The following is a 25,396-nucleotide window of genomic DNA, read 5'->3' as shown; positions in this document are numbered from 1 at the left end:
CTTCTATTACAGCCATTCCTTGTAACGCTTGATATAAAGGCCTTTCACAAGGGTTACGCTAACCATATAAAGCACGATAATCAAGAAAAGGCAAAGGAAATAGGTGCCATTCAGCGGAGCTGTCTTCAGAACTGACGCAAAGAGGCTATATGGCAAGGAAGTAACAAAGAGCGCAGCCGCCATGGTCGTCACAATGACGGAAAGAGCAGGACGGCTTTGCACAAAAGGCAGCTTAGGCGAGCGTAGCATGTAGATGACCATGGTCTGGGTCCACATAGACTCAATAAACCAGCCTGTTTGGAAAAGAGTGATAAAGGTCACTGTCTGTTCAGTACCAGCTTGATAGCTGCCTCCTGTGATCATAGGCACGATGATAAAGTAAAGTACCAGATAGGTCAAAACATCAAAAACGGATGAGATAGGCCCGATCCAAGCCATAAAACGGGTAATGGAGCTAGCTGACCAAATATGAGGTTTCTTGAGAAATTCACTATCTACATTATCAAAGGGCAGAGCGATACAAGACAAATCATAAACTAGATTGAGGACAATCAGATGAACTGGTGCCATAGGCAGAAAAGGCAGAAAAATGCTGGCAAAAAGAAGAGAAAAGATATTTCCAAAGTTGGAACTGACCGTCATCTTGATATACTTGGTCATGTTGGCATAGACCTTGCGACCTTCTACCAGCCCTTTCTCCAGAACCATGAGATCCTTGTCCAGCAAAATGACATCTGCTGTTTCCTTAGCTATATCGACTGCCGTATCAACAGAAATACCAACATCTGCTACCTTCATAGAAGGCGCATCATTGATGCCATCACCCATGTAGCCAACCTTGTGGCCATTGGCTTTGAGCTGGAGGATGATCCGAGCTTTTTGGTCAGGTGAGAGCTTGGCAAAGACTGTCGTGTTCTCCACCGCCTGACTCAATTCCTCATTAGATAGAGCATCTACCTCTACACCTAGCAAGATATTATCTACATCTAAGCCAACCTTTTCACAGACTGCCTGGGTTACCTTATCATTATCACCGGTCAAAATCTTAGTGGCAACACCGTACTCAGCCAAGGTTTCAATAGCTGGAGCCGCAGATGACTTAGGTGGATCTAGAAAAGCTAGATAGCCCGTCAAAATCATATCGGACTCATCCTTCACTTCATACTCATAATCTTCTTCTAAGTCTGACTTGTAGCTAACACCAAGCACGCGCAGCCCCTGCTCATTGAGTTGAGCCACTTCCGCAAGGATTTCCTGACGAATCTCTTCAGTCAGTTCTGTAATACGATTTTTATACTCTACATAGCTAGAGATGGCCAGCATTTCCTCCAAGGCCCCCTTGGTTACCATGCTGATAACATCCTCATCATCCTTGACGATGACGCTCATGCGACGGCGTTCAAAGTCAAAAGGCAGTTCATCAATTTTCTTAAAGGTTTGGTCTAAGTCACGAACAATCTCATGCTTTTCTGCTTCTTTCTCCGTCCGATTGATAATAGCCCGATCCATGAGGTTTTTGAGACCCGTTTGATAATAGGAATTGAGAAAGGCCCGGCGGAGCACTGCCAAGTCCAAATCACCATGAATATCCAGAGGGTATTCTAACACAATTTCGTCTTGGGTCAGTGTGCCCGTCTTATCCGTACAAAGGATATCAATAGCTCCTAAGTCTTGGATGGCATTCAGCTTCTTAATCACGACCTTTTCCTGAGCCATGATAATGGAACCTTTAGCCAAGCTAGCCGTGATAATCATAGGCAGCATTTCTGGAGTCAGGCCGACCCCAACGCTGAGGGCAAAGACACCTGCTTCCAGCCAGTCACCGTCTGTCAGACCGTTGATAAAGAATACGACTGGCACCATGACCAACATCAGACGAATCAAGAGCCAGGAAATACTATTCATCTCGCGCTCAAAAGAGGTCGGTTCATCGTAGGTGTTAAGCGTCTGCTCAATGGCTCCCATCATGGTCTCATCACCAACCACCAGCACCAGAGCCGTGGCTCTCCCGGAAATAACGTTGGTTCCCATAAAGGCCAGCGACTCTGTTTCTAAAAGGCTATCTAGATTTTGCCCATCTGCTTTGGTCAAACAGATCTTTTCTATTGCATCACTTTCCCCTGTCAGGCCAGACTGCTGAACAAAGAAATCACGCGAATCCAGCAGCAGTACATCTGCAGGAATCATGTCTCCAGCACTAAGTTTGATGATATCCCCTACAACAAGCTCATCAATGGGCAGTTCCTGCTCTGCTCCTTCACGGATAACCGTAGCCGTGTTGACAATCAAACGAGACAGATTGCTAGCAGCGCGGTCACTCCGCAGTTCCTGAATAAAACGAATGCCGCCGGAAATCAGCACCAGAACGACAATAATGATGGAAGTCGTCGGATCTTCCTCACCAGGCTTAGCCAGCCAGACATTAGTCACCAAAGAGACTAAAGCAATCACTAATAAGATGACTGTAAAGGGGTTAATGATAGACTCGTAAATCTTCTTGAAAATGGAGTCTTCCTGACCCTTTGTGATGACATTTTCACCATAGAGATCACGATTTTCTTCGACCTGCTCTTCTGTCAGGCCACGAAAGGAAGTCTTGTAAAATGCCAGAGTTTCTTTTACAGGAAGTTGCAAAGCAGCAACTAATCTTTCTTTTACTGTTTTCATTGGTTTCTCCTTTATGTATGATTGATAATTTTCATACACAGGGACCAATCACTTTATGAGGACAGAACGACACAAATCAGCGATTGGCTGTGTATGTGCGGTTCCGGATGATCGTCAATTTGCATCGTACTTCTCCTTTCTTAGTTTACAAATGTAGTTAATAATCCCAAGATGCCTGCAAGACATCAAAAGTAGCATTCATCTTCTGGGTCCATTCTTGCAAGTCGGGAAAATTTTCTTTTAAAGAAAATCCAATGACTTCTTCACGTAAATTCCACCAATCTACAAGAGCAACTACTTGGATTGTTGCAATATTTAAAGAAAGTCCCTGCTGAGTAGCCAGTTTCTCTAATAAGGCCAAACTCCGGACATTTCTCTCTTCAATTTGCTGATGTCTGTCTTTCCACCAATGCTCTTTTTCATGAAAAATTTTTTCCGCAACCATCGGCATTGTGTTTTCCAAGATTCCTTCAGCAACGGATAGTATGTTTAAAACGTGCCACTTCTCTATCCCATTAGGAAAAAGCGGAGTTTCCTGACCTAGCTCGTCTAAATATTGGGAAATTAAATCACTACCATACAACCATTCTCCATTGGAAGCTTGAAAAGCAGGAATTCTACCCAAAGGGTTATCTTGATTATGCGGTGAATTTTTGTCGAAAGCCACCTGAACCTTCTGAATATCCACTTGCTCCTCTAAATGATGATGTAAAATTGTAGCGTAGACTTTACGCGCAAAAGGACTGGTACTGGAATACCAAAATTTCATCACTATTCCTCCTTCTTTTTTTCTTAAGAGGCAGGCAATCAACTATTTACTCTCTTGAAATATTTTTAGCAAAAAAGAAGACCCTGCCAATTCTGGGCAGGGTTGTTTGCATGTCAGGTTGTTCGCTTCATTGTTTTAAACATAGATAAAACAAGCATTCACCGTTCAAGCTTTAACTCCATAAGGCGATGAAATGAGCTTAGTCTTGACCTTGGCGATCAGGACTGTTGACCAACGAGTAGTGTCTCCACTGCTTTGCGGTAGTCATCCGTATCCTTATGGTAGCCTCACCTACCGATTGACACTATTACTATACTCCTCTTTAGAAAGATTGTCAATAAAGAAAGCTATTTTTATTTTATTTTGGTAAAACTTCCGTAATCCTTCGACAAATCTCTTTGATCATAGTCTTTGGCGCAGCTGTATTGAGACGAGCATGTCCTTTGCCTTCTTGGCCAAAATCACTTCCCCGATTCAGGACAACCTTAGCCTCTTCTCGAAGCAAGTGGAAGAGCTGATCATCTGTCAGTCCATAATCTGAAAAGTCCAGCCAAACCAGATAAGTCCCTTGAGGCTTCATGACCCGCAGACGTGGCGCTTCCTTAGCAAAATAATCGACTACAAAATCAATATTTTCCTCTAAGACAGCCTTGAGCTCTGTCAACCAAGGCTTGCCATGACGATAGGCAGCTTCCGTCGCTAAAAATCCAAGACCCGAAATTTCATGCTGGTTATTGGCCAGTTGGCGCTTTTGAAACTTTTGTCGCAAGCTAGGATTCTCAATCACCGCATAGGAATTCTTGGTCCCAGCAATATTAAAAGTCTTAGTTGCACTGGCTAAAATCAAGCTAAAGTCCTTAAAGTCAGGTGAAAGAGTATTGAAAGACTGGTGTTTATGTCCAAACAGTGTCAAATCTTGGTGAATCTCATCTGAAACCACGAGAACGCCGTACTTTTGGCAGAGACGACCAATCTTCTCTAAAACGTCCTCTTCCCAAACTCGACCGCCAGGATTATGCGGATTACAAAGCACGTAAATCTTAACTTCATTGTCTACGATGTCCTGCTCCAGCTGTTCAAAGTCAATCTGAAAAAGACCGTCCTGTTCTATTAAGGAATTAGTAATCAACCGACGATTATTAAGCTTGACACTGCGGGCAAAAGGAGGGTATACAGGAGTGTTGATTAGAACGGCATCACCTTCCTTGGTAAAGGCTTGGATAGCCGTCGAAATAGCAGGAACAACTCCCTCGATAAAGACCAAGGCCTCCTTGTCAAATGTGTAGCCATGCTCATCCCGCTCCCAAGCTAGCACAGCATTGATCAACTCCTCACTAGCATAGGTATAGCCATAGACTAACTGATCAGCGTAATCATGCACAGTTTGCTTGATTTCAGGCAGGACCTCAAAATCCATGTCCGCAATCCAGGCTGGCAGGACTTGACTGTCTTTCTCCGCCTCTTTCCATTTATAAGTATGCTGGCCAATCCGATTGGGCGCTGTTTCAAAGTTATAACTTCCCATATTAGTCCTCCAAGGCTGCTCGTAAATCATCTACTAAATCCTGACTGTCCTCAATGCCAATCGACAGGCGCAGCAAATCATCGGTCAATCCATAAGAATGACGCACTTCAGAAGGAATATCTGCATGAGTCTGGGTCGTTGGATAGGTAATCAAGCTCTCTACTCCACCCAAACTTTCCGCAAAGGTAAAGACTTTCAGGCTATTTAAGAGATGAGGAATCTTGCTTTCATCCACTACTTTAAAGGAAATCATGCCGCCCTTACCTGGATAGAGAACTTCTCTTACTGCAGGAGATGACTTCAGAAATGCAACTACTTCTTGCGCATTCTGAGTAGAGCGCTCCATGCGAAGAGCTAGCGTTTTGAGACCACGCAAAAGCAGATAGCTATCAAATGGAGACAGGACTGCTCCAGTTGTATTGAGATTATAGAAAAGCTTGTCATAAATAGCAGCATCATTGGTCATGATAGCTCCAGCCAAGACATCATTGTGCCCGCCCAGATACTTGGTCGCAGAGTGTAGGACAAGGTCGGCTCCATCCTCCAGCGGTCTTTGGTAAATAGGACTGTAGAAGGTATTGTCCACAATGACAGCTGCTCCTCGCTCATGAGCCGCTTGGGAAATGCGGGCAATGTCAAACTCTACCATGAGAGGATTGGTCGGTGTCTCGATATAGACAATATCTATATCATCCGTTAGCTTGTTCAGGAGTTCTTCTTCCGTATTGGCATAGGTAAAGACAAAGCGCCCTTCTGTTTCAGCCTGAGCAAACCAACGGAAAGAGCCACCATAAAGATCCCGAACAGCCAAAACCTTACTGCCGACTGGAAAGGCACTAAAGGCTAGGACAATAGCCGACATACCAGAGCTAGTCGCTAGGGCATAGTCTGCACTTTCGATAGCAGCTAGAGTCTCTTCCAAGCTAGCCCGTGTAGGATTTTTGGTTCGAGTATAGTCATATCCTGTGGACTGGCCAAACTCTGGGTGCTGGTAAGTCGTTGAAAAATGCAGGGGTGTTGTTAAGGCACCCGTTGTTGTGTCTGTTTTTACTCCCGCTTGAGCCAACAAGGTATTTAATTTCCGTTCTCTCTCCATTTAACCGTTCCTCTTTTTTTAAAATATTCTACCTTTCTATTGTAACATCTTAAGAAAATCATGAGCTTTTTTCTTTTCAAGAGCTAGCTATAGTCTGAAACTATAGAGTAACAGTCCATAAAAAAGAGTCGCTGAACGACTCTTCGTTTCTTATTTCATTCTTAATCGTTGGCGTAAACTATCTGCCTTTTGTCCGATAAAACGGTCTATGAGCCGAACTTTGAGAGACAGTACGATATAGACGAGCATTCCGACTCCTCCAACGGCAGCGACATAGATAAAGCTGTACATCCGATTAGTTGGCTGGAAGATAAAGCTTAGTAGATACTCGACAAGCAGAACCAAGATCACCATGGCAATTGTGAGAATCATACTCAACAGCAGGCGCTTCAATAGATTCTTAGGATTCAAACCAACAACCTTGCGAATTTCTCTAAACATGAAGAAGATTGGCAGTAAAAGACCGACGGTCGTTGAAATCAAAGGACCATAAGCATGGAAGAGATTGATCATCGGCACCTGCAGACTAAGCTTGACAAGAACTCCATAGAAGAAGTAGAGAATGGCTTTCTTGTTTTGGAACAGAGCTTGAATCATCGGAGCCAGAACTGTATAAGTGCTGAGAATGATCGTCTGCAACATAGCGCAGATAAAGAGCCCCAGTGCTAGACTATCTGGCTTACCATAGAAAACGGTATAGAGCGGACTAGCCACCATAACTGCTCCCACTGTTGACGGAAAGATGAAGAAGAGCAACATACTAAGATTATCTTGCACTAGGCGAGCAGCCGAGCGAAAGTCACCCTTGACATAATTCTCGGTCAAGAGAGGAATCCCGACACCACCGATAGAAGTTGCTACCGCAATTAAAATCATGGTGATTTTATTCGGATTAGCTGAGAAGTAGGCGAATTGCACTAGGAGCTCTGATTTTGTATAATCGCTAATCTGGGTCATAATGTTGATAAAGGTCGCCTGGTCAATGATCTGGAAAAGCTGAATGGCAGAGCCCGTAATGATGAAAGGAATGGCTTCTCGTATGGTATCCCAGAGAAGAGAACGACCACTAATTCCCGCAGACTTTTTAGGCTTTCTCAGGATAGAGCGCAGCATACCCGTTTTTGCTAGATAGAAAAGTAAGACGAGCATACTTGCCAGCATCCCGACAAAGGCAGCAAAAGTAGACTGGGTCACAGCTTCAACATAGTCACCTGAACCGATTTTCATAATGAAATAAGCCGTCAGTAGCATCCAGATAACCCGAATCACCTGCTCCGAAATCTGGCTAATCGCATACGGTTTCAGATTATTAAATCCTTGGAAAAATCCCCGAATGACACTCATAGACGGAAAAATGAGCACGGCCCAAGACAAACTCTGCATGACTGGAATCAGGTCAGCCCCGCCACCAGACATTGAGGCAAAAACCGGTGCCATCAAGTACATGATGATTGCAAAGATCAGTCCCAAGGCCAGCATGAACTTGAGGAACTCTCGAATGAGGGCAAAGCTGTGTTCCTCCTTGTCAATCGTATTGTACTTAGCAACTTGCTTGGCAACAGCTACCGGTACTCCTGCTGTGGAAACCAAAAGGAACCAAGCATAGATATTGTACCCCATAGTAAAGAGACCGTTCGCTTCCGCCCCATGCTGGCCCATCCAGATGTACCAAGGGATGATATAAACAGCCCCAAGAAGGCGGCTGATAAAATTACTAGCAGTCAGCCAGGCAGTCCCTCTTAGCATTTTCTGCTGCTGGCTTGTTGTTTCTTGGCTCATAGAAAACCTCTTCTATTTGTTCTTCTTTTATTATAAACTTTTCCTTGCCTCTTGTAAAACATAGCCTTTCGGTTTACAATAGAGATATGATAAAAATTGAAACAATACTAGATATTTTAAAAAAAGACCAAAATTTTCGTGAAATCATCGCTGATGGAGACTACCACTTCAACTATCAGGGCTTGTCCTTTGACAAGATTAGCTATGATAGTCGCAAGGCAGATAGTAGAACCCTCTTTTTTGTCAAGGGCGAGCATTTCAAGCGGGAATTTTTAGAGAAGGCTGTAGCAGCTGGACTAGGCTTTTACCTGAGTGAGACTGACCTCGAAGTCGGCATTCCAGTACTCTTGGTCAATGATATTAAACAAGCCATGAGCCTCATTGCTATGGAATTTTACGGTCACCCAGAGCAAAAACTCAAACTGTTGGCCTTCACTGGTACCAAGGGCAAGACCACATCGGCTTATTTCGCTTATAATATTTTAAAACAAAGCCACAAACCAGCCCTGCTTTCTACTATGAATACCACTCTGGACGGCGAAACTTTCTTTAAATCAACCCTGACCACTCCTGAGAGCTTAGACCTCTTTGAGATGATGGCTCAAGCTGTAGCCAATGGTCGTACCCATCTCATCATGGAAGTCTCCAGCCAAGCCTATCTTAAAAAGCGAGTCTACGGCCTAACCTTTGATGTGGGGGTCTTCCTCAATATCAGCCCTGACCATATCGGCCCGATTGAGCATCCGACTTTTGAAGACTACTTCTACCACAAGCGACTCTTGATGGACAATAGCCGAGCTGTTGTCGTCAATAGTGGCATGGATCATTTTCAAGTTTTAGCTGAGCAAGTGGCTAGCTACGACCACGACTTCTATGGAGCAGACTCCGCCAATAGTATTCAAGAATCGCAAGCCTTCTCCTTTAAAGCCCAAGGAAAGTTGGCTGGTGCCTACGATATCCAGCTGATTGGTCGCTTCAATCAAGAAAATGCCATCGCTACTGGCCTAGCCTGCCTACGACTTGGAGCTTCTTTGGAGGATATTCAAGCTGGTATTGCCCAGACACGAGTGCCGGGCCGCATGGAGGTCTTGACCCAGTCAAACGGTGCCAAGGTTTTCGTGGACTACGCCCACAACGGCGACAGTCTGGCTAAGTTGCTGTCCGTCGTACAAGAACATCAAAAAGGGCGGACCGTTCTTGTACTAGGAGCTACTGGCAATAAGGGAGAAAGTCGACGCAAGGACTTTGGTCTCCTACTCAACCAGCATCCTGAAATCAAAATTATTTTGACCGCAGATGATCCAAATCGCGAAGATCCAATTGCTATCGCGAAAGAAATTGCTAGCTACATCTCCTTTGAAGTGGATATGATTGCTGACCGAGAGGAAGCTATCAAAAAAGCCCTCAGCCTGACTAGTGCTAAAGGCGATGCAGTCATTCTAGCTGGCAAGGGAGCTGATGCCTACCAAATCATCAATGACCAAAAGGTTCCTTATCCCGGTGATTATGCACTTGCAGAGAAATACATATAAAAGTTTGGGACAAAAAGATTTCAATTTTTAAAAATCTTAATTATTAAGCCCTTCAAATCTATAATTAAATGCGAAAAGCGAACAAAGCAGAATTCTGATTACCAGAAAACTAGTTTTGTTCGCTTTTTATATTTGAGGTCGGACTTTTGTCCCAGCCTCCTCAATTGTCTTTGGATTGTCGAGCAAGACGCAGTGGTTGAGTGGGCTCTACTACGCTGATTTCATCAGCTTTTACAGCCCTACTCAACTGTGCGGAGGTGGGACGACGAAATCGAATTCTAACGAATTACCGATTTCTGTCTCACTCTCTATTATCCATTCCACATCACTAAAACGTAGAGCAAGCTGCTACCCACCATATCCGCAAAGGCATGTGCCAAAAAGAAAGGCAGCAAGTTTTTAACCTTGTATTTGTAAAAGAAATAATAGAACAGACCGAAGACTACGCCAATCAGAAAAGCAGAGACTAGCCCCTGATAGGTATGGACAGAAAAGCGAACCAGCGTTGAAAAGCCTAAAACCCACCATTTGCTCTCTTCTTTCACCGATGTGAGCAAGCCTAAGAAAAAGAATTCCTCATAGACACCATTGAATAGAGAATAAAGAATGACGACAGGTCCTAGCGCAGCTAGTTTTCGAAAAACTTCGACAAAGGTCCAGTCGATATGCTGCAAGATTTCTAAGTCAAAATAATTATAGGAACCGACTAAGGCCGCTATTACATCAGAAGTCAGACCGACAACCCCAAAAATCAAGGGCGCCCAAAGAATAGACCAAGACAAGCGTAGTTTCAGCTGTTTGAAATCATAATGGCAGATACCTAGATAGATAAGTGCCAACACCAGCAGGAAAACTTGCAATTTCAAATTGCTCAGCAAGGCAAAATTTTCATCCTCTGGTCTGGGCACGATTGCTTGTCCTACAGAGCTGGACATAGTCAGCCAATTTATTGTTGAGGAATAAATAAATTGACCAAACATAATAATTGCTAAAATCAGCATATCGAACCACCTAAGGTTCTCCAGTGGTTGCTCGGGATAGATTTTTTTCAACATTGTCATTCTAATTCCTTTCCCAAATTCTATATACTACTATAGCACAGAATATGGCAAAATGACAGGTGGGTCTGTCTAATTTTTCCCTCATTCTAAAAACTATCAGTCCAATTGGAACACTAGGCGCTCTTTGTCAAAGCTGGCCTGTAATTCATACTTGCCGGTCTCATTCTGACGAATATAGCCTAGAATCACCAGACTATCAACAAAAATATCGCGACGCTTCTGCATGAGCTCATTCTTTCGGACATACTTGAGGAGGAAAGTCGTCATATATTTCAGGGCATACTCTGGATTCACATCTCCCAAGATAGCATAAAGAGGCTTCTGCTCCTCAGACAGCGGATACTGTCGCTGCATTTTATAGAAATAATTGGACAAGGTCAGTTTATCTCTCTGAAAATCGGTCTTTTCCAGCAGAATAGCCGCATTAGTCTGATTAGCAAGCTGAGTCTCAAAGCTCAAATTCAACAATTCCTGATAGATCGGACTATCATCTCTAATAAAGATTTCCTGATCCAAAGATAGATTTTCTAGATTGTCCAAAAGTGGAAGCTGCTGATAATAGCGCTTATTTTCCCGCCGAATATAGCCCGCCTTGATACATTCCTCCATGAAGCGATCTAGATTGGGAAAGCCCGCAAACTCACGTTTGATTTCTCTTAAAATCACATCATCCTGCTGATCCAGATAATTGATTAGTTTTTCAAATAAAGGCTGTCGCGTCAGCCGAGTCGGATTGATAATTTTAATCATGGAGCTCTCCTTTATAAATGAGCTTGGCTGACTGAGCCAACTGACTGGGATTGGTACCAGGCTGCCCTAATGGTACAGCCACACCCAAGTCCTCATAATAAGCCTGCCAAAATGTAGAAACAGCATTTTCACCATCAGCAAACTGCATGGGAATGGTCTCAAAAATCGGCAAAATCTGAGCAATATATTCCGAGCAGTAAAATCCCTCGCACTCAGGATAGAAACTAGCATTATAAGGCTTTCCAAGATGGGACTTAGCTTCTTTGAAGGCGGCAGAGGCATCTATCTCTGGATAAGCAAAGACATGATAGATGTCCTCTTCTTCCAAAAACTGGCTCAAGGGCTGATGGGTCACTCCCTTGTCCTGCGTCGCATGGTAAATCTCACCATCAAAAAAGATACCCACATGGCTATAGGAGCCCGTTGCTGTCCGAATCGCTGCTGCCATTTCGGATTTCCCAACTGTAAACAATAGATCACCATTTTGTAAATCTTGAATCTTCATTTCTCTCGTCTATCAAAAAAGGAGCCGAAACTCCTTTACGTGTGCGGAAAACCAGTGTTTCCTATCTTTTAGTTGTCATTTAAGCTATTAAGCATTAAAACTTTCAGTCAACTGAGGCACGACTTGTTTCTTACGTGAAACGGCACCAGCCAAGAAGGCATGGTTGTTTTCAAGTTTAAAGTTGAAGGCTGCTTCTACCTTATCCATGTTTGACCCAAGCGCAAGGATTTCTGAGTTTGAATTCACGATGTCTGTAATCATCAAAACAAAGTCAGAATAACCATTTGCTTCATTAGCTGCTTGCATTGCTGCTTCGATTTCTGCTTGGCGTTCCAAAACCTCAGCGATATCAACAGTATTGACTTGGGCTACACGGACATTGTTTCCGTTGAGTTCAAAAGTCTTGGCATCAATATCGATCAATTCTTCCGCAGACTTGCTAGCCAAGTTTGTACCAGCCTTAAGCATAGCAAGACCGTATTCTTCCAAGTTCACACCGGCTAACTCAGCCAACTCAGGAGCAATATCCTTATCACTTGGGTGTGTCGTTGGAGATTTCAAGAGAAGTGTATCTGAAATCAAACCAGATAACATCAAACCAGCAAGCTCTTTAGGAACTGCCACACCGTGTTCTTTAAACATACGGTAAACGATAGAAGACGCTGACCCAACAGGTTCCAAACGCATGTAAAGTGGGCTTGCAGTTTCAAAGTTAGCTACACGGTGGTGGTCCACCACGCCATAAACTTCCACTTCAGCGATATCTGAAACAGATTGTTGGAATTCATTGTGGTCAGTCAAGATGACTTGCTCTGCACCTTCTGCTTTAGCAGATGTGATCACGCGTGGTGCTTCTACACCAAAATAGTTCAAAACGAAGGCTGTTTCTTCATTAGGAGTCCCAAGTGCTACTGCTTCTGTGTCCAATCCATAAGCCTCTTTTGCAAGGTAAGCAAAGGCTACAGATGACCCGATGGCATCTGAGTCTGGATTTTGGTGACCAAATACTAGAATCTTAGACATGATAATACCTCTTTGTTTTTAATAATATTTATTCCACTTATTTTACCATAATTATAGGTATTTCACAAAAGGAGAAGGATATTTTCTTGAGAAAAATTGTAGCTTTGCAATAGAGGGCTAAGCTGAACCTTCAAAATAATCATCCAACCTTAACCGTCGATACAAGTACCATCTCTGATGAAAGTCCCCAGAAGAAATACTTACCTTATCATTTTTATTTCCTGTGAAAGAACAAGAAGTTTTTTATAAAAATCAGCCCTATCATAAGATAGGACTGGAAATTTTATCAATTTAAGAATATGGGCAATTGTCTCTATTGCTTAAGCGACTGTCTTTTCTCCCGCTTAGCCAAGAGAGGTAAGATGACGCCTAAGCTAATCAAGACAATCGGCGTCAAGATATTTGTCATCAGAGAGAAGCGCCAACCAGCTGGATCAACCGCATAGTCTACCTTAGGAACCATACCTAAAATACAAGCAAAGGCTGTGAAGAGGAAGCACCAAGCTCCAATAGCAAAGCCGACTTTTGGATTTTTAGTAAACTTGTACTCTGCATCCTTGTACTTCTTCCAAGCTTTATTGAGTAACATATAAGCCACAAATACCCAGAGATAACGCATGGGCATAACGATAGAGTTAAGATTGGTCATCCATTTAACTAGACCGTCAATTTCCTTGATTCCAAAGATTGGTAGGACAATCAGGAAACTTACCAAAATCCCTGTTAGGATATAACCGTTAATCAGTACACCTTTTGATGTCCGCTTGCGTAGCCAGCTTGGAACAAATTCCTCATCAGCATTATTAAGCAAGATTTGTAGAGGAGCATCAATAGAGAAGGCCAAGGCCGCAATCTGTCCGACCATATTGGTCAGGGCATAGATAACGACTAGCACATTACCTACACCCCAGTAATTACCCAGCATTTGGAAGGCTTGATAAGCACCGTTACGCATCAAATCTTCAGGAATATTGCTACCGTCAAAGAGCATACCCATAGCCAGAGATCCTAGGATAGCAGAGGCACCAACCATGATGGCCATGATGATCATCCCTTTTGGAAATTCCTTAGCTGGATTGCGGGTTTGGTTAACGTAAGGCGAGATTTTCTCAGCCCCACCGACTGCAAAGACCAAGAGCGAGATAGTCGTAAAATATGAAAAATCAAAATTAGGAATATAGGTGCTGAGCTTGTCCATATTAGCCGTTGCAAACTGCATGTCCGGCTTGATAAAAGGCGCGCCAACCGCTAAGAGAACAAAGAGGAAGGACATAATCAACATGGCACTTCCAGCCAAGCCTCCAATCACCTTAAGTGTAGACAGCCCCTTTGTAGACAAGTAGAGGAAGGCACCGAAAATCAGCAAGCTAAGAATAACAATCCAATGGAAATCCAAGCTGCTCAAAAAATCGCCATTGCCTTGGATAGCCCAACCTAAAGGAATCAGAACTCCCTGTGGTTTTTGAGCCAAGTAGGGAATATGCACCACCCAGTAAGTCCAAGCCGCAAAATAAGCCAAGCGCTTGGTAGAAGTCTTCTCCACCCAGTCGCTGACACCACCTCCGCTTTCCTTAAAAGTCGAGCCTAACTGTCCCACGATGAGGGCATAGGGAATAAAGTAAATGGCCAGGATAAGAATCCAAGAAACAACGACTGAAATCCCCTGTTGGGAGTAGTTGTTGACCACATTTCCCAGACCCCAAACCATATTAAAGGCAATCAGGGACACCATCAGCCAAGTCAGCTGGTTCTGATCTTTTTTCATCATTCATCTCCTTTGAATATAAAATAAATAGTTCCATAAAATTATACCATGTTTTTACATTTTTGTAACCGTCTTCAGCATATTTTGTCCAAAAAAAGAGCTACCCTAGGTAGCTCAAGTTCAATTCTTAAAGTGAGTTCACATCAACCTTGATACCAACACCTTGAGTAGTTGTGATAGTCAAGTTTGTTACGTAAGTTCCTTTAGCTGTAGCTGGTTTTGCTTTTTGGATTGTTTCGTTGAAAGCTTTGAAGTTTTCAACCAATTTTTCAGCTTCAAATGATACTTTACCGATGATTGCTTGAACGTTACCTGCACGGTCAGCACGGTAAGTGATTTTACCACCTTTAGACTCTTCAACTGCTTTAGCAACATCCATTGTTACAGTACCAGTTTTAGGGTTTGGCATCAAGTTACGTGGTCCAAGGACACGTCCAAGACGTCCAACAAGAGCCATCATGTCAGGTGTAGCGATAACTACATCGAAGTCCAACCAACCGTCGTTGATTTTAGCAACAAGGTCATCTTCACCAACGAAGTCTGCACCAGCAGCTTTTGCTTCTTCTGCTTTTGCACCACGTGCGAAAACAAGAACGCGAGCTGTCTTACCAGTACCGTTTGGCAATACCATTGCGCCACGGATTTGTTGGTCAGCTTTTTTAACGTCGATGTTCAAGTTGTAAGCAACTTCTACAGTTGCGTCAAATTTTGCAAAGTTAGTTTCTTTTGCAAGTGCTACAGCTTCTTCTACGCTGTATGCTTTTGTGCTGTCGATTTTTTCAAGAGCAGCACGAAGTTGTTTGCTTTTTTTAGCCATTTTCTATTCTCCTTGTAAGTGGTTCAATCGATTTTCATCTCCCACGTCACTTCTCGAAATGATGAAGTCTTGCGGGTTATATTGGGGGTGTTATTGATTAGTCAACAACAGTGAATCCCATAGAACGAGCAGTACCTTCGATCATACGCATTGCAGACTCAATGTTTGCTGCGTTCAAATCTGGCATCTTAGTTTCTGCAATTTCTTGTACTTGTGCACGAGTAACTGTAGCAACTTTCGTTTTGTTAGGTGTACCTGATCCTTTTTCAACACCTGCAGCTTTTTTCAAAAGAACAGCAGCTGGTGGTGTTTTTGTAACGAAAGTAAATGATTTGTCTTCGTATACTGAGATAACAACTGGAATGATCATACCAGCTTGGTCAGCTGTACGAGCGTTGAACTCTTTAGTGAATCCCATGATGTTGATACCGGCTTGACCAAGCGCAGGTCCAACTGGTGGAGCTGGAGTAGCTTTACCAGCAGGGATTTGCAATTTTACAAGTTTTTCGACTTTTTTAGCCATTTTTAAATCCTCCTTTGTGGTTTTGGCGGTAAATAAAGATTTTTACCTCCCACAAGTATGCTTTTTGCACACTTTTCTATTATACACTAATCTTTTCAAAATGCAAGAAAAATTCTTATATTTTCTTATTTTTATGGTAAAATGGTTACATGGTATTATTAAAAATTGCTTCTGTATTATTTATTTTTTTAACACTTATCTTATCGATTATCGCGGTGAAGGTCTTCAGGCTAAGAAAATTTGGCTTGAATTTTGCAGATTTGGCTTTCCCTTTTTTTGCTATAGAGTTGTATATCATTTCAGACAAGGCCTTCTATCATAGTCTGTTACCCCACCTATTATTCGTCTTGTCTGGCCTAGCTATCGCCATCACAGCTTATTTTCTCAGGAAAAAACGGACTTTCTATTATCCCAAGTTCTTTAAATTCTTCTGGCGGGCTGGTTTTATCTTGACCTTCTTTATGTACCTAGCCATGGTCATCGCTCTCTTTTTGTAACAACGTAAGACACGCCCCCATTGGTTATAGCCGATGGGGTTTTCGTATGCGGAACTTACAAGTCATGTTTTTACTGAGAAACAAATATCTTCCGATTCTCTTAGTCTTATTCGTGAATCTCCAGAGGCAGGCCATCGGGATCAAAGAAGAAAGCCATCTTACGACCATCAAAGTCGTCATAGCGCAGCTCAGTATGGGGAATCTCCAAACGATCAAATTCCGCTAGTGTTTCTTCAACATTTGTTACTCGGAAGGCTAGATGCCGCAGACCAGTATTCTCTGGAGCTGGCAAGGCTGGCCGCTTGGGAGCTTCTTCCTTGATGAAAATTTCCAGCGTCAGATTTCCCTTGCGGACATTAAAGAGAATGTCCTGTTTGTCTGGCCGGTGGTGCTCATCCAGCTGTTCAAAGCCCAGCTTTTCCACATAAAAATCCCTGGTCTTGGCATAATCATGGCCAATAATCGCAATATGGTGAATGCTATCTAGTTTCATAACTTTTTCCTTACTTTTTCCTTTCATTCTTCAGTAGAGAAAATCTGCCGGCTAACTGCTGGCAGATTTTTATTTACAGGACATTATTCTTGTTAACCAACTGCTCGGGAAAACGTTTAACTTGTCTGCAACACTTTTCTCGGCTTCGTTCCTTCGGCTGGTCCAATAACGCCTGCTGCTTCCAGTTCTTCCATAAGACGGGTGGCGCGGTTAAAGCCGACAGAGAGTCTCCGCTGGATCATCGAAGCGCTAGCTTTCTGTGTCTCAATGACCAAGGCCTTAGCTTCCTCAAAGAGAGGATCGCCTTCATCGTCGCCTCCGCCAGCATCCAAATCACTTTCAGAGACTTCGCCAGGATCAAAATTATCATCATAGTCAGCTTCAGCTTGATTCTTGACAAAAGCTACGATTCGCTCCACATCTTCATCCGAGATAAAGGAGCCCTGCAAACGAACCGGATGGTTTTCATCAATAGGCTTAAAGAGCATATCCCCACGACCCAAGAGCTTTTCTGCTCCATTTTCATCCAGAATGGTCCGACTGTCTGTCCCACTGGATACAGCAAAGGCAATCCGAGAGGGTACATTGGCCTTAATCAAGCCCGAGATAACATCTACAGATGGCCGCTGGGTAGCCAGAATCATGTGAATCCCAGCCGCACGCGCTTTTTGTCCCAAACGAATAATAGCGTCTTCCACTTCCTTGCTGGCCACCATCATAAGGTCTGCCAGCTCGTCCACGATGACGACGATTAGAGGCAAGGGAATCTGCTTATATTCTGACTGAGCATTGTACTCAGCTACTTTAGCATTGTAGCCGGCAATATTACGGGCACCGACCTTGGAGAAGAGTTCATAGCGGTTTTCCATCTCGTCTACAACCTTCTGGAGGGCGCGGCTGGCCTTGCGAGGATTGGTTACGACTGGGATAAGCAAGTGGGGAATGTCATTATAAACGGACAGCTCCACCATCTTAGGATCCACCATCATAAACTTGACTTCATCCGGTCTGGCCTTCATGAGAATGCTGGCAATAATACCGTTGACGGCCACAGATTTTCCAGAACCAGTAGAGCCCGCTACCAAGAGATGGGGCATTTTAGCCAAGTCAAAGGAGCGGACAGATCCGTTGACAGCCTTACCGAGCGGAATTTCTAAGAGCTTGCTGGCATCCGTCTTGGACTGGTCCCAGAGTTCTCGGAAAGTCACGGTCGCAACTTCAGAATTGGGCACTTCGATCCCGACAAGAGACTTCCCAGGAATTGGTGCCTCAATTCGCACATCCTTGGCAGCTAGAGCGAGAGCCAAGTCATCCGCCAGATTGGAGATCCGATTGACCCGAACGCCGACGGCTGGCTTAACCTCGTACTTGGTGACAGAAGGCCCGATTTCAGCTCGCTCAACAGTAACCTTAATCCCAAAGCTAGCAAATGTTTCTTCCAAAATCTTGATGTTTTCTCGGACAATCCGCTTTTCTTTAGACTGATTTTTGGGCTTATCAGGCGCAAAGAGATTGATGGTCGGTAATTTATAGTCTAGACTTTCTTTGGTCGTAAAATCTACCTCTACGTCCGCCTCTGCTTCTTCTATTTCCTCTTCTCGGCCAAAGTCTAGCGGTTCATAGTCTCCCTCGTCAACATAATCTGCCTCGTCAAAGTCCATAGGCGAATAGGACAAATCCTCGTCATCTAAAATCTCTCCAGTTTCAGGATCTACTTCAGCTTCTGCCTGCTCTACCTCAATAGCTTGCATAGCTGCCTGTGCAGCTTTCTCCTCCTGCTCAAGAAAACGAAGCTGACGTTTTTCTTCCTCTTTTTCCCTCCAGTTTTGGAAAGCCACGCTAAATTTCTCAGCAAGATCATAAAGCGACCATGGACTCATGAGCAGGGCTCCCAGCAAAATTAGGAGCAGCCCGATAAAGTAAGAGCCGATATTTGAAAAGAGAAAAGAAATCGGAGCATAAAGAGCCGCCCCAATCAGCCCTCCACCAGCAAATGAGGTCACTTTAAAGGCCATCAAATCTGTCAGGACTCGCGTAAGCGTTGTGGATAAAACCTGCCCTTTCAGATGCAAAACATGAACAAAATAGGCTTGAAAGATTAAGCTTAGTCCTAAGAAAAAGCTGATGAAGCCTGAAATCTTTCCTTCATGTTTATGCAGCCACTTAAAGAAAAAGAGATAAAACAAAGCAGCTAGAATCGCCACATAAGCCAGACTCCCTACTAGAACCCGAATTAAGTTATAAATGGTGACTCCAAAAGCTCCCAGCTTTAAAGCAGCAAACAACAAAGCGATAGCCAAAACAAAGGTGACTATCATTCGTCGAATCGCTTTTTGTCTTTCTAATTCCGCTTTTGTCGGCCGTCTCGTAGTCCGACTGTTTTTTGTATTTTTCTTATTTGCCATAACTTTCATTATACCATATTTTAAGATCTTCTAAAGAGAAAACTAGCTGCCTTTTGCAACTAGTTTCTGCTTTATTCTTCTGGCAAAATCACCCAGAAAATGAGGTAGGGAAGAAGTCCAATCCCATAAGCAAAAAAGGAAACTCCCCAGATAACACGGATAATGACCGGATCTATATTAAAATACCGAGCCAAGCCGGAGCAAACTCCCGCAATGATTTTATCATCAGCACTTCTTGTTAAACGTCTTGCCATAATCAAACTCCCTTCAAACGAACGACAAATTTTTATCAAACGAAACCATTCATTCTTATCTTATTTTACCATAATTTTTCCTCAAATAATTGTCGGAACTTCATCATCATCTTCAAAATCTTTGACTTTTTCTTAATTAGGGAAAGGTTTCTGGATACGCCCTAGTATAAAAGGCGAGAGCGGACCAACCAAGAGGAAGTTGAGGGGGACTGCCATTACAAAGTTTGTTGCCCAAGCTCCTAAATAGCTTTCCATTGACAAGAATACACCATTAAAAAGCAAACCATAACATTTCTAAGCATAAGCACTCCATTTCTGATGAATAAGATTCATGCTAGCATAAATATCTTTGTCTCGTAAGCAAAATTTTCAAGAAAATGTTGTCATAGTTTGAGATTGGTAATCCTTAGTTATTTTTGCTAGACTAAGTAGAAGAAAAGCATCGGAAAGGAGAATAGTATGCGAGCAGGTGTGATTGTCTACAATCCTTTCTTGGACAAGATTTTGCTTATTCACCGCTGGAAGGAAGGATAAGAGTATTTCGTGATTCCCGGTGGGACTATCGAGCCTGGAGAGAAGGCTTTAGAGGCTGCCTTACGGGAAATGAAAGAAGAAGTCAATCTTAGCTTTTCTGTCGATCAGCTGCGCACAGCTTTTTCCCTTAATAATCAGGGCAGACAGGAGTATTATTTTTACGCTGAACTATGTACGGCCGAGACTCCCCGCATACAAGGCGAGGAGCTTGAGCGCAGTAGTCTCCAAAACATTTACCAGCCCGAATGGGTCAGCTTGCAAGAACTTTACAACTACAATCTACGTCCAGAAATCCTTAAATCGCTACTATTGGAATTTCTGACGCAGGAAAGTTTGAAAAACTAAGGCACTTATAGTAAAATAGCAATAGTTCATAAACTTACGCATAGAAAGGTTATTTATGAAAAAAATCATTCTTTTTAGTCTTTTATCTGCACTTGCTCTGACAGGCTGCTCCACTAAAGAAGATTCTACCACCAAGTCCTCCAGCGCTCCTAAGCAGGCTTCTGCTACCGATACCAGCTCTGAGGCAGCTGAAGCTCAAAAACTCCGTGAACAATACAAGGATGCTATGACCAATGAAAATGCCAACTTCCCGCAGCTATCTACAGAAGTTGCCGAAGACGAGGCTGAAGTCAAGATTATCACAACCCAAGGAGATATTCGTCTCAAGTTATTTCCCAAATACGCTCCTTTAGCGGTCGAAAATTTTCTGACACATGCCAAGGAAGGCTATTATGATGGGGTGATTTTCCACCGCGTTATCAATGATTTCATGATTCAGACTGGCGATCCTAAAGGAAATGGCACGGGCGGCGAATCCATCTGGAAAGGCAAAAATAAGTCTATCGACTCAGGAAATGGCTTCAAGAATGAATATTCCCCTTACCTCTACAACTTGCGCGGTGCATTAGCCATGGCCAATGCTGGAAAAGACACCAACGGTAGTCAATTTTTCATCAACCAAAGCAAGAAAGACTTATCTAAACAATTACCGACCGACACCTTCCCAGCTAAAATCATTGAAGCTTACAAAAACGGCGGAAACCCAAGTCTTGACGGCGGCTATACTGTCTTTGGTCAAGTCATTGAAGGCATGGACGTAGTAGATAAAATCGCTGCCACAGAAACTGGTGATAAAGACAAGCCCAAAACAGATATCAAAATCGAAAAGATTGAAATTATAAAAGAATAGAACCAGAGTTAACTCGAGTTCTGATCATCTTATGAGTTATGCCTTAGCATCAACAAAACAAAAAACCAGTCCCCAAAAACGAGGACTGGTTTTACTATTGCATTTTCTAATCATACAACAGAAACAGCATATCTCAATTCCACTTTTAAAATTAGGTATGTAGCTTCTAACTTTTGAGAATAGAGTAGATGCTGAGTCTGCAATTAGATTTTACTGGACATAATTACCACCTGTAAAGTGATAATATTCCTCCAATGTGAGGCCAGATTCAGAGATTTCTTTAGCCTCTTTTCCTACATAGCGCAAATGCCAACTTTCTGGCATATAGCCAGTAGAAGCCTCTTTGCCAACAGGGTAGCGCACTACAAAACCATATTTGTAGGCATTGTCCAAGAGCCACTGACTAGCCCCAGCTTCTTCAACTAGATTACCTCTATTATCAATCAAATCAAAAGCTAAGCCAGTTTGGTGCTCACTGTAGCCCGGTCTTGCTGAGTAGTGATCAGCTGCGGCTTGCCCATCTCGATTAGCATAACTCTGATAAAGGCCGACTTGAGTTTGATAGCTACGAAAGCCGCTGTATTGGTTGCTGATAGGATAACCTTTGGACTGCATATCTGCGATTAACCTAAGTAATTCTGCTTTAGCAGTCGGATCCTCACCTGGATTGTAGTCAGCTGATAAGGGATAGTGCTTATTGGCAATGACAATTTCGTCATATTTTCCTTGAACACTATAGTAGCTCCCATTGTAAGAAACATTTTTATCGACAGTTACTTCCTGCTTTTGCTCCTTCTTAGACTCCGTGCCATCCGACGACTCACTTCTGGTATCTTGGCTAGATGTTTGGTCTTTTTCAGCCTCTTTCTTCTCCACAGATACCTTTGAGCTATTTGCCTGCTTGTTTGTACTGCTTTCAGTATTGTCTTTAGTAGCTGAGCAAGCCCCTAAAACCAAGACTGAAACTGCTAGAAAAATAAATTTATTAGATTTCATTGTATCCCACTAACTTTCTGAAACTTCAATATTGTAGATTGCAAAGGAATTTCCGGTCGGCTTCAAATAGTAAGTTTTATTTTTTCGATTGACACTATTTGGAGTACTATCAATATAGTGAACTGTATAGTCTTCATAAGTTGTCACAATATAGGACCCGTTCTCCTCTCTCACTTCACGGATATCCAAAGATCCTGGATCGTAATAATCAATTTTCGCCTTCTTGACACCACCACCTGTAGTCCACTCAACCATCTCTTTGTATGCTGGACTAGAAGTGTCATAATATTGAGCATAATAATTAGAACGATTAGAGACCGATCTGAAAACAGCCGTGCGATATTCGCTAAGGAAATTGGTGATTTTTGCCTTGTTAGCTTCTACCTTTTTAGCTTCTTCGTCCTTTTCTTTGATCTTATCTGTCACTTCTTTAGGTAAAGATAAAGCAACATCAAGCGTGTCTCCCTTGACAACAATACTTTCCTTGTTGGTTACAAAAGTGTTATCAGCAACAACAAATTTAGCATAAACTTCCAGTTCTTGATGTGGTACGACTTGAATATCTGTTTCCAAGCCACCACCAATTTCCTTGCTATTTACAACAATTTTAAGATCCGTTGCATTTGCAGCTTCTGCTGGCATAATCACCTTTAATCGTTTCTTTTCAGATTTAAGATCTAATTTGATTTCATTGTTCTTGGCAGTTGCCAAATCAAGCTGAATCTTGCTCTCAATCTCTCCGACTTCCGTCTTCCCTTTCAGGGTAAATTCCTGCTTGATAAAATGATATTTACCAATATTCGTTTCAGCATTCTTACTCAAAGTAAGGCTTTTCTTATCTCCTGCTTTGATACTCGCATTGTCTAAGTTCGTGTTAACCTTAACCTCTACTGGATAGGCCACTATTTGATATTCCTGAAAAATCCCAAATTTCTTGCTTTTTTCAGTTACACCTAAAAGTTTATTCTGATTGTCATCAATATAGGCTGATTTTCCCTTTGACTTAGCAATGTTGTCCAACTCGGTCTCAATATTGATTTCTTGACTTTCTAAGTGTTCGACTAAAGCCCTCGCATCTGCGCGTGTCCACTTATCTGAATTCGTAGAGAGAAGGTTTGCAATTCCATCATAATCCTTTTTCGTAACTGCTTTTGCAAAATCATCCGTCACTACTTTAACACCTGTCACGGAGCTCAGATATAGAAAGGCTGCTACCAAAACAGAAAGCAAAATCAGAGGAAAAGCAATCAGCATGGCTTTCTTCTTCGACATTCTTTTTTCTGCTTTTTTTATTGCTTTCTGTGGCAATTCCGAATCCAATAATTCAGAGCGGATAGGCAGATTAAGAAAACCTTGATTTCTAGCTTCTAAAAATTCCTCTTTATTCGGCTTTCTACCAATATTCATCTCGAAAGCTTGCAGCCAATTTTCCCGTTGCTCTTGGTATTGATCCGATTCTGAAATCTCTTGCTTCTCTTCTTTAGGAGAATCCACAACAGATTCTTCTTTGAAAAACTCTAGGGCTGGCTCCTCTTGCTCCAAATTTTGTTCCTGAGTCACCGAGCTTTGCTTCTCTTCAGCTGGCCCATCGTTACTTTGTCCTGCTGGAGCCGCAATAGAAATAATCTTTCTGGGATCAAAATCAGAACGTTTTCCTTCTAAAAACTCATCTGCGGTTGGCTTTCTGCCAATCACTTGCTCAAAAAGCTCAACCCATTTTTCTTTCGTTGCCATAAATCACCTCCTAAAACATTACATCATCATAAGACTCATCAGCAATGAGAAAGCGATGAAAGTAAAGATAAATGTAATCACACCATTGACAATAATTGCCAGTAAATATTTATAAAAAGGATCCATTGACGTGCTAGATTTTGAATAAATCAAAGCAAAGGTTGCACCAACCCCAATTAACACTAAGCCGATCCATGCTAGGAAGAGGGATACAGACATAATGCCTAATAAACTAAATAAAGCAGAAAGAGCTACAAAAGGTAAGACAATCGCATAGAGCCGGCCATACCAATCAAATGCCTTATTAAAGCTAAAGCTTTCATCCTTATAGACCATGCGTTTTACAGCAAAACCTCCTAAAATAATGGAGAAAAGAACGAGAGCTACAGCTATCAGTGAGACCACTAACAGTCTAAAATTAAAAGTCGGGCCACTATAAAAGCCAAAACTCACCGAATAAATAAGATTATAAAAGTTATAATTCACCACAATAGCTGCAAAGAAAACAGTCAAGCCTAAAGAAAGATAGCCATTTAATTTACTACTTTCAACTTCTGAAGTTGGCGACTTCCAAGCAGAAATAAGCCAAGCCCAGAAACCTTTCATTGTTTTAGAAAATTCACTTGGTTGCACAGGCTGTTGCTGACTATAGTAGGCCTGTGGACCTTGCTGGAAATTCTGTGCATTGAACTGCCCTTGCGGATTGTTTTGATAAGGTTGCTGATTGAATCCTTGCGGACTAGAAGATTGAGGCTGACCAACAAACTGGTTAGGTTGCCCACCATTTGGCTGTTGATAAGGATAGCCCTGCTGAGTAAACGATTGTGTCTGATTAGCAAATTGATTTAGGTTTTGCTGTTGCTGAGGAAGCTCTTGATATTGCTGCCCAGTTGGCTGAGCAAACGGGGCTTGCACGTTCTGTTCCTGAAAAGCATTTTGCGCCTGAGCATAATATTCACCGTTTGAAGTAACTCCTTGTGCTTGCACTGAGTCTGATATGATTGAGCCAGTTTCACTTCCAACTTAGTTCGTACTTGTCACCTCAGGTTCAACAAATTCACCAGCCAGCAAAGCTTGAGTAATTTCCGCATCCGTTGCTGAACGGCCATTCACAGCTTCAAAATATTCGAGCCAATCTTGCTTTAACATATAAAAATCTCCCATCCATAAATGATTATCCTCATATTAGTATACAAAAAATTAAGTAAAAATTCAATCAAGGCAATAGGCACGCATAAACACCCAAAAATATGAAGTAAGCCAAATACTTTAATCAAAAAGTAAAAAGACCACATCCTATATGGATACTATCTAATTTACGAAAACTTATAAATTATAGAGACATTATAGAAAAGCAAAAAAACAGAAGCCATAAGATATAAAAAACAACAGCATATAGCCGTTGTCTTTTATGAATTAGCATATCGGGAAGACAGGATTCGAACCTGCGACACCTTGGTCCCAAACCAAGTACTC

Annotated in this window: 23 protein-coding genes and 1 riboswitch; of the genes, 4 read left to right on the top strand and 19 right to left on the bottom strand. The window is 42.5% G+C overall.

The window, feature by feature from the left end; all coding sequences use genetic code 11:
* Positions 1-6 precede the first annotated feature (6 nt).
* The 5 genes from mgtA to RWS39_RS01675 form a co-directional block, all read right to left on the bottom strand.
* On the bottom strand, positions 7-2,667 hold the full coding sequence (mgtA, locus tag RWS39_RS01695; RefSeq protein WP_314479789.1) for a magnesium-translocating P-type ATPase: 2,661 nt from the start codon (positions 2,665-2,667) through the stop codon (positions 7-9).
* A 157-nt stretch (positions 2,668-2,824) separates the two neighbouring features.
* Positions 2,825-3,436 carry a glutathione S-transferase family protein gene (locus RWS39_RS01690; RefSeq protein ID WP_314479786.1) on the bottom strand — a complete coding sequence of 204 codons (612 nt, stop codon included), beginning with the start codon at positions 3,434-3,436 and terminating at the stop codon, positions 2,825-2,827.
* A gap of 150 nt (positions 3,437-3,586) precedes the next feature.
* Positions 3,587-3,742, bottom strand: a riboswitch (M-box (ykoK) riboswitch).
* Positions 3,743-3,794: 52 nt separating this feature from the next.
* The gene (locus RWS39_RS01685; RefSeq protein WP_314479784.1) at positions 3,795-4,961 is read right to left on the bottom strand and encodes a MalY/PatB family protein; all 1,167 of its coding nucleotides are present in this window, start codon (positions 4,959-4,961) and stop codon (positions 3,795-3,797) included.
* 1 nt (position 4,962) lies between these two features.
* A complete protein-coding gene (locus RWS39_RS01680; RefSeq protein ID WP_314479780.1) occupies positions 4,963-6,057 on the bottom strand; it encodes a cystathionine gamma-synthase in 1,095 nt (364 codons plus the stop codon).
* A gap of 150 nt (positions 6,058-6,207) precedes the next feature.
* On the bottom strand, positions 6,208-7,836 hold the full coding sequence (locus RWS39_RS01675; RefSeq protein ID WP_005589439.1) for a putative polysaccharide biosynthesis protein: 1,629 nt from the start codon (positions 7,834-7,836) through the stop codon (positions 6,208-6,210).
* An 86-nt stretch (positions 7,837-7,922) separates the two neighbouring features.
* Here RWS39_RS01675 and RWS39_RS01670 point away from each other — a divergent pair, with 86 nt between their 5' ends.
* Positions 7,923-9,368, top strand: coding sequence for a UDP-N-acetylmuramoyl-L-alanyl-D-glutamate--L-lysine ligase (locus tag RWS39_RS01670; RefSeq protein ID WP_314479776.1), 1,446 nt, complete (start codon positions 7,923-7,925; stop codon positions 9,366-9,368).
* Between the two features lie 311 nt (positions 9,369-9,679).
* On the opposite strand, the gene RWS39_RS01665 is transcribed toward RWS39_RS01670, so the two are convergent.
* The 7 genes from RWS39_RS01665 to rplK all read right to left on the bottom strand — a co-directional run bounded on the left by RWS39_RS01665 (position 9,680) and on the right by rplK (position 15,812).
* Complete coding sequence (locus RWS39_RS01665) at positions 9,680-10,429, bottom strand: CPBP family intramembrane glutamic endopeptidase (protein WP_314479774.1); 750 nt, start codon at positions 10,427-10,429, stop codon at positions 9,680-9,682.
* A gap of 96 nt (positions 10,430-10,525) precedes the next feature.
* Positions 10,526-11,179 carry a DUF1803 domain-containing protein gene (locus tag RWS39_RS01660; protein ID WP_314479771.1) on the bottom strand — a complete coding sequence of 218 codons (654 nt, stop codon included), beginning with the start codon at positions 11,177-11,179 and terminating at the stop codon, positions 10,526-10,528.
* On the bottom strand, positions 11,172-11,684 hold the full coding sequence (locus RWS39_RS01655; RefSeq protein WP_314479769.1) for a YiiX/YebB-like N1pC/P60 family cysteine hydrolase: 513 nt from the start codon (positions 11,682-11,684) through the stop codon (positions 11,172-11,174). The genes RWS39_RS01660 and RWS39_RS01655 overlap by 8 nt, the downstream gene beginning before the upstream one ends.
* 87 nt (positions 11,685-11,771) lie before the next feature.
* Positions 11,772-12,707: a manganese-dependent inorganic pyrophosphatase gene (locus tag RWS39_RS01650; protein WP_314479766.1), complete on the bottom strand. Its 936-nt coding sequence runs from the start codon at positions 12,705-12,707 to the stop codon at positions 11,772-11,774.
* A 313-nt stretch (positions 12,708-13,020) separates the two neighbouring features.
* On the bottom strand, positions 13,021-14,472 hold the full coding sequence (locus tag RWS39_RS01645; protein ID WP_314479763.1) for an APC family permease: 1,452 nt from the start codon (positions 14,470-14,472) through the stop codon (positions 13,021-13,023).
* 127 nt (positions 14,473-14,599) lie between these two features.
* Complete coding sequence (rplA, locus tag RWS39_RS01640) at positions 14,600-15,289, bottom strand: 50S ribosomal protein L1 (protein ID WP_001085673.1); 690 nt, start codon at positions 15,287-15,289, stop codon at positions 14,600-14,602.
* 97 nt (positions 15,290-15,386) lie between these two features.
* Positions 15,387-15,812: a 50S ribosomal protein L11 gene (rplK, locus tag RWS39_RS01635; RefSeq protein ID WP_001085808.1), complete on the bottom strand. Its 426-nt coding sequence runs from the start codon at positions 15,810-15,812 to the stop codon at positions 15,387-15,389.
* Between the two features lie 149 nt (positions 15,813-15,961).
* Between rplK and RWS39_RS01630 the strand changes: the two genes are divergently transcribed.
* Positions 15,962-16,309 carry a DUF3397 domain-containing protein gene (locus tag RWS39_RS01630; protein ID WP_125390334.1) on the top strand — a complete coding sequence of 116 codons (348 nt, stop codon included), beginning with the start codon at positions 15,962-15,964 and terminating at the stop codon, positions 16,307-16,309.
* 106 nt (positions 16,310-16,415) lie between these two features.
* Here RWS39_RS01630 and gloA2 read toward each other — a convergent pair whose 3' ends face one another.
* The 3 genes from gloA2 to RWS39_RS01615 form a co-directional block, all read right to left on the bottom strand.
* On the bottom strand, positions 16,416-16,802 hold the full coding sequence (gloA2, locus tag RWS39_RS01625) for an SMU1112c/YaeR family gloxylase I-like metalloprotein (protein WP_314479753.1): 387 nt from the start codon (positions 16,800-16,802) through the stop codon (positions 16,416-16,418).
* Between the two features lie 116 nt (positions 16,803-16,918).
* The gene (locus RWS39_RS01620) at positions 16,919-19,207 is read right to left on the bottom strand and encodes a DNA translocase FtsK (protein ID WP_314479751.1); all 2,289 of its coding nucleotides are present in this window, start codon (positions 19,205-19,207) and stop codon (positions 16,919-16,921) included.
* 71 nt (positions 19,208-19,278) lie between these two features.
* A complete protein-coding gene (locus tag RWS39_RS01615; protein ID WP_148887930.1) occupies positions 19,279-19,461 on the bottom strand; it encodes a PspC domain-containing protein in 183 nt (60 codons plus the stop codon).
* A 543-nt stretch (positions 19,462-20,004) separates the two neighbouring features.
* Between RWS39_RS01615 and RWS39_RS01610 the strand changes: the two genes are divergently transcribed.
* Positions 20,005-20,340: an NUDIX domain-containing protein gene (locus RWS39_RS01610; RefSeq protein WP_390896026.1), complete on the top strand. Its 336-nt coding sequence runs from the start codon at positions 20,005-20,007 to the stop codon at positions 20,338-20,340.
* Positions 20,341-20,395: 55 nt separating this feature from the next.
* Complete coding sequence (locus tag RWS39_RS01605; RefSeq protein ID WP_314479745.1) at positions 20,396-21,190, top strand: peptidylprolyl isomerase; 795 nt, start codon at positions 20,396-20,398, stop codon at positions 21,188-21,190.
* Positions 21,191-21,400: 210 nt separating this feature from the next.
* On the opposite strand, the gene ldcB is transcribed toward RWS39_RS01605, so the two are convergent.
* The 4 genes from ldcB to RWS39_RS09535 are packed head-to-tail and all read right to left on the bottom strand — an operon-like array spanning position 21,401 to position 25,069.
* The gene (ldcB, locus tag RWS39_RS01600) at positions 21,401-22,186 is read right to left on the bottom strand and encodes an LD-carboxypeptidase LdcB/DacB (RefSeq protein WP_314479743.1); all 786 of its coding nucleotides are present in this window, start codon (positions 22,184-22,186) and stop codon (positions 21,401-21,403) included.
* 9 nt (positions 22,187-22,195) lie between these two features.
* The gene (locus tag RWS39_RS01595) at positions 22,196-23,920 is read right to left on the bottom strand and encodes a TcaA second domain-containing protein (protein WP_314479741.1); all 1,725 of its coding nucleotides are present in this window, start codon (positions 23,918-23,920) and stop codon (positions 22,196-22,198) included.
* Between the two features lie 18 nt (positions 23,921-23,938).
* Positions 23,939-24,907, bottom strand: a complete 969-nt coding sequence (locus tag RWS39_RS01590) for a DUF6574 domain-containing protein (protein WP_390896025.1) — start codon at positions 24,905-24,907, stop codon at positions 23,939-23,941.
* Positions 24,908-24,943: 36 nt separating this feature from the next.
* Positions 24,944-25,069, bottom strand: coding sequence for a hypothetical protein (locus RWS39_RS09535; protein ID WP_390896028.1), 126 nt, complete (start codon positions 25,067-25,069; stop codon positions 24,944-24,946).
* Between the last annotated feature and the right edge of the window lie 327 nt (positions 25,070-25,396).

Origin of the sequence: Streptococcus cristatus, from assembly GCF_963529205.1 — a bacterium.
In the GTDB taxonomy this organism is placed as follows: Bacteria; Bacillota; Bacilli; order Lactobacillales; family Streptococcaceae; genus Streptococcus; species Streptococcus cristatus_O.
Note: the sequence above shows the minus strand (reverse complement) of the source record. Positions and strands in the feature narration are given on the sequence as shown.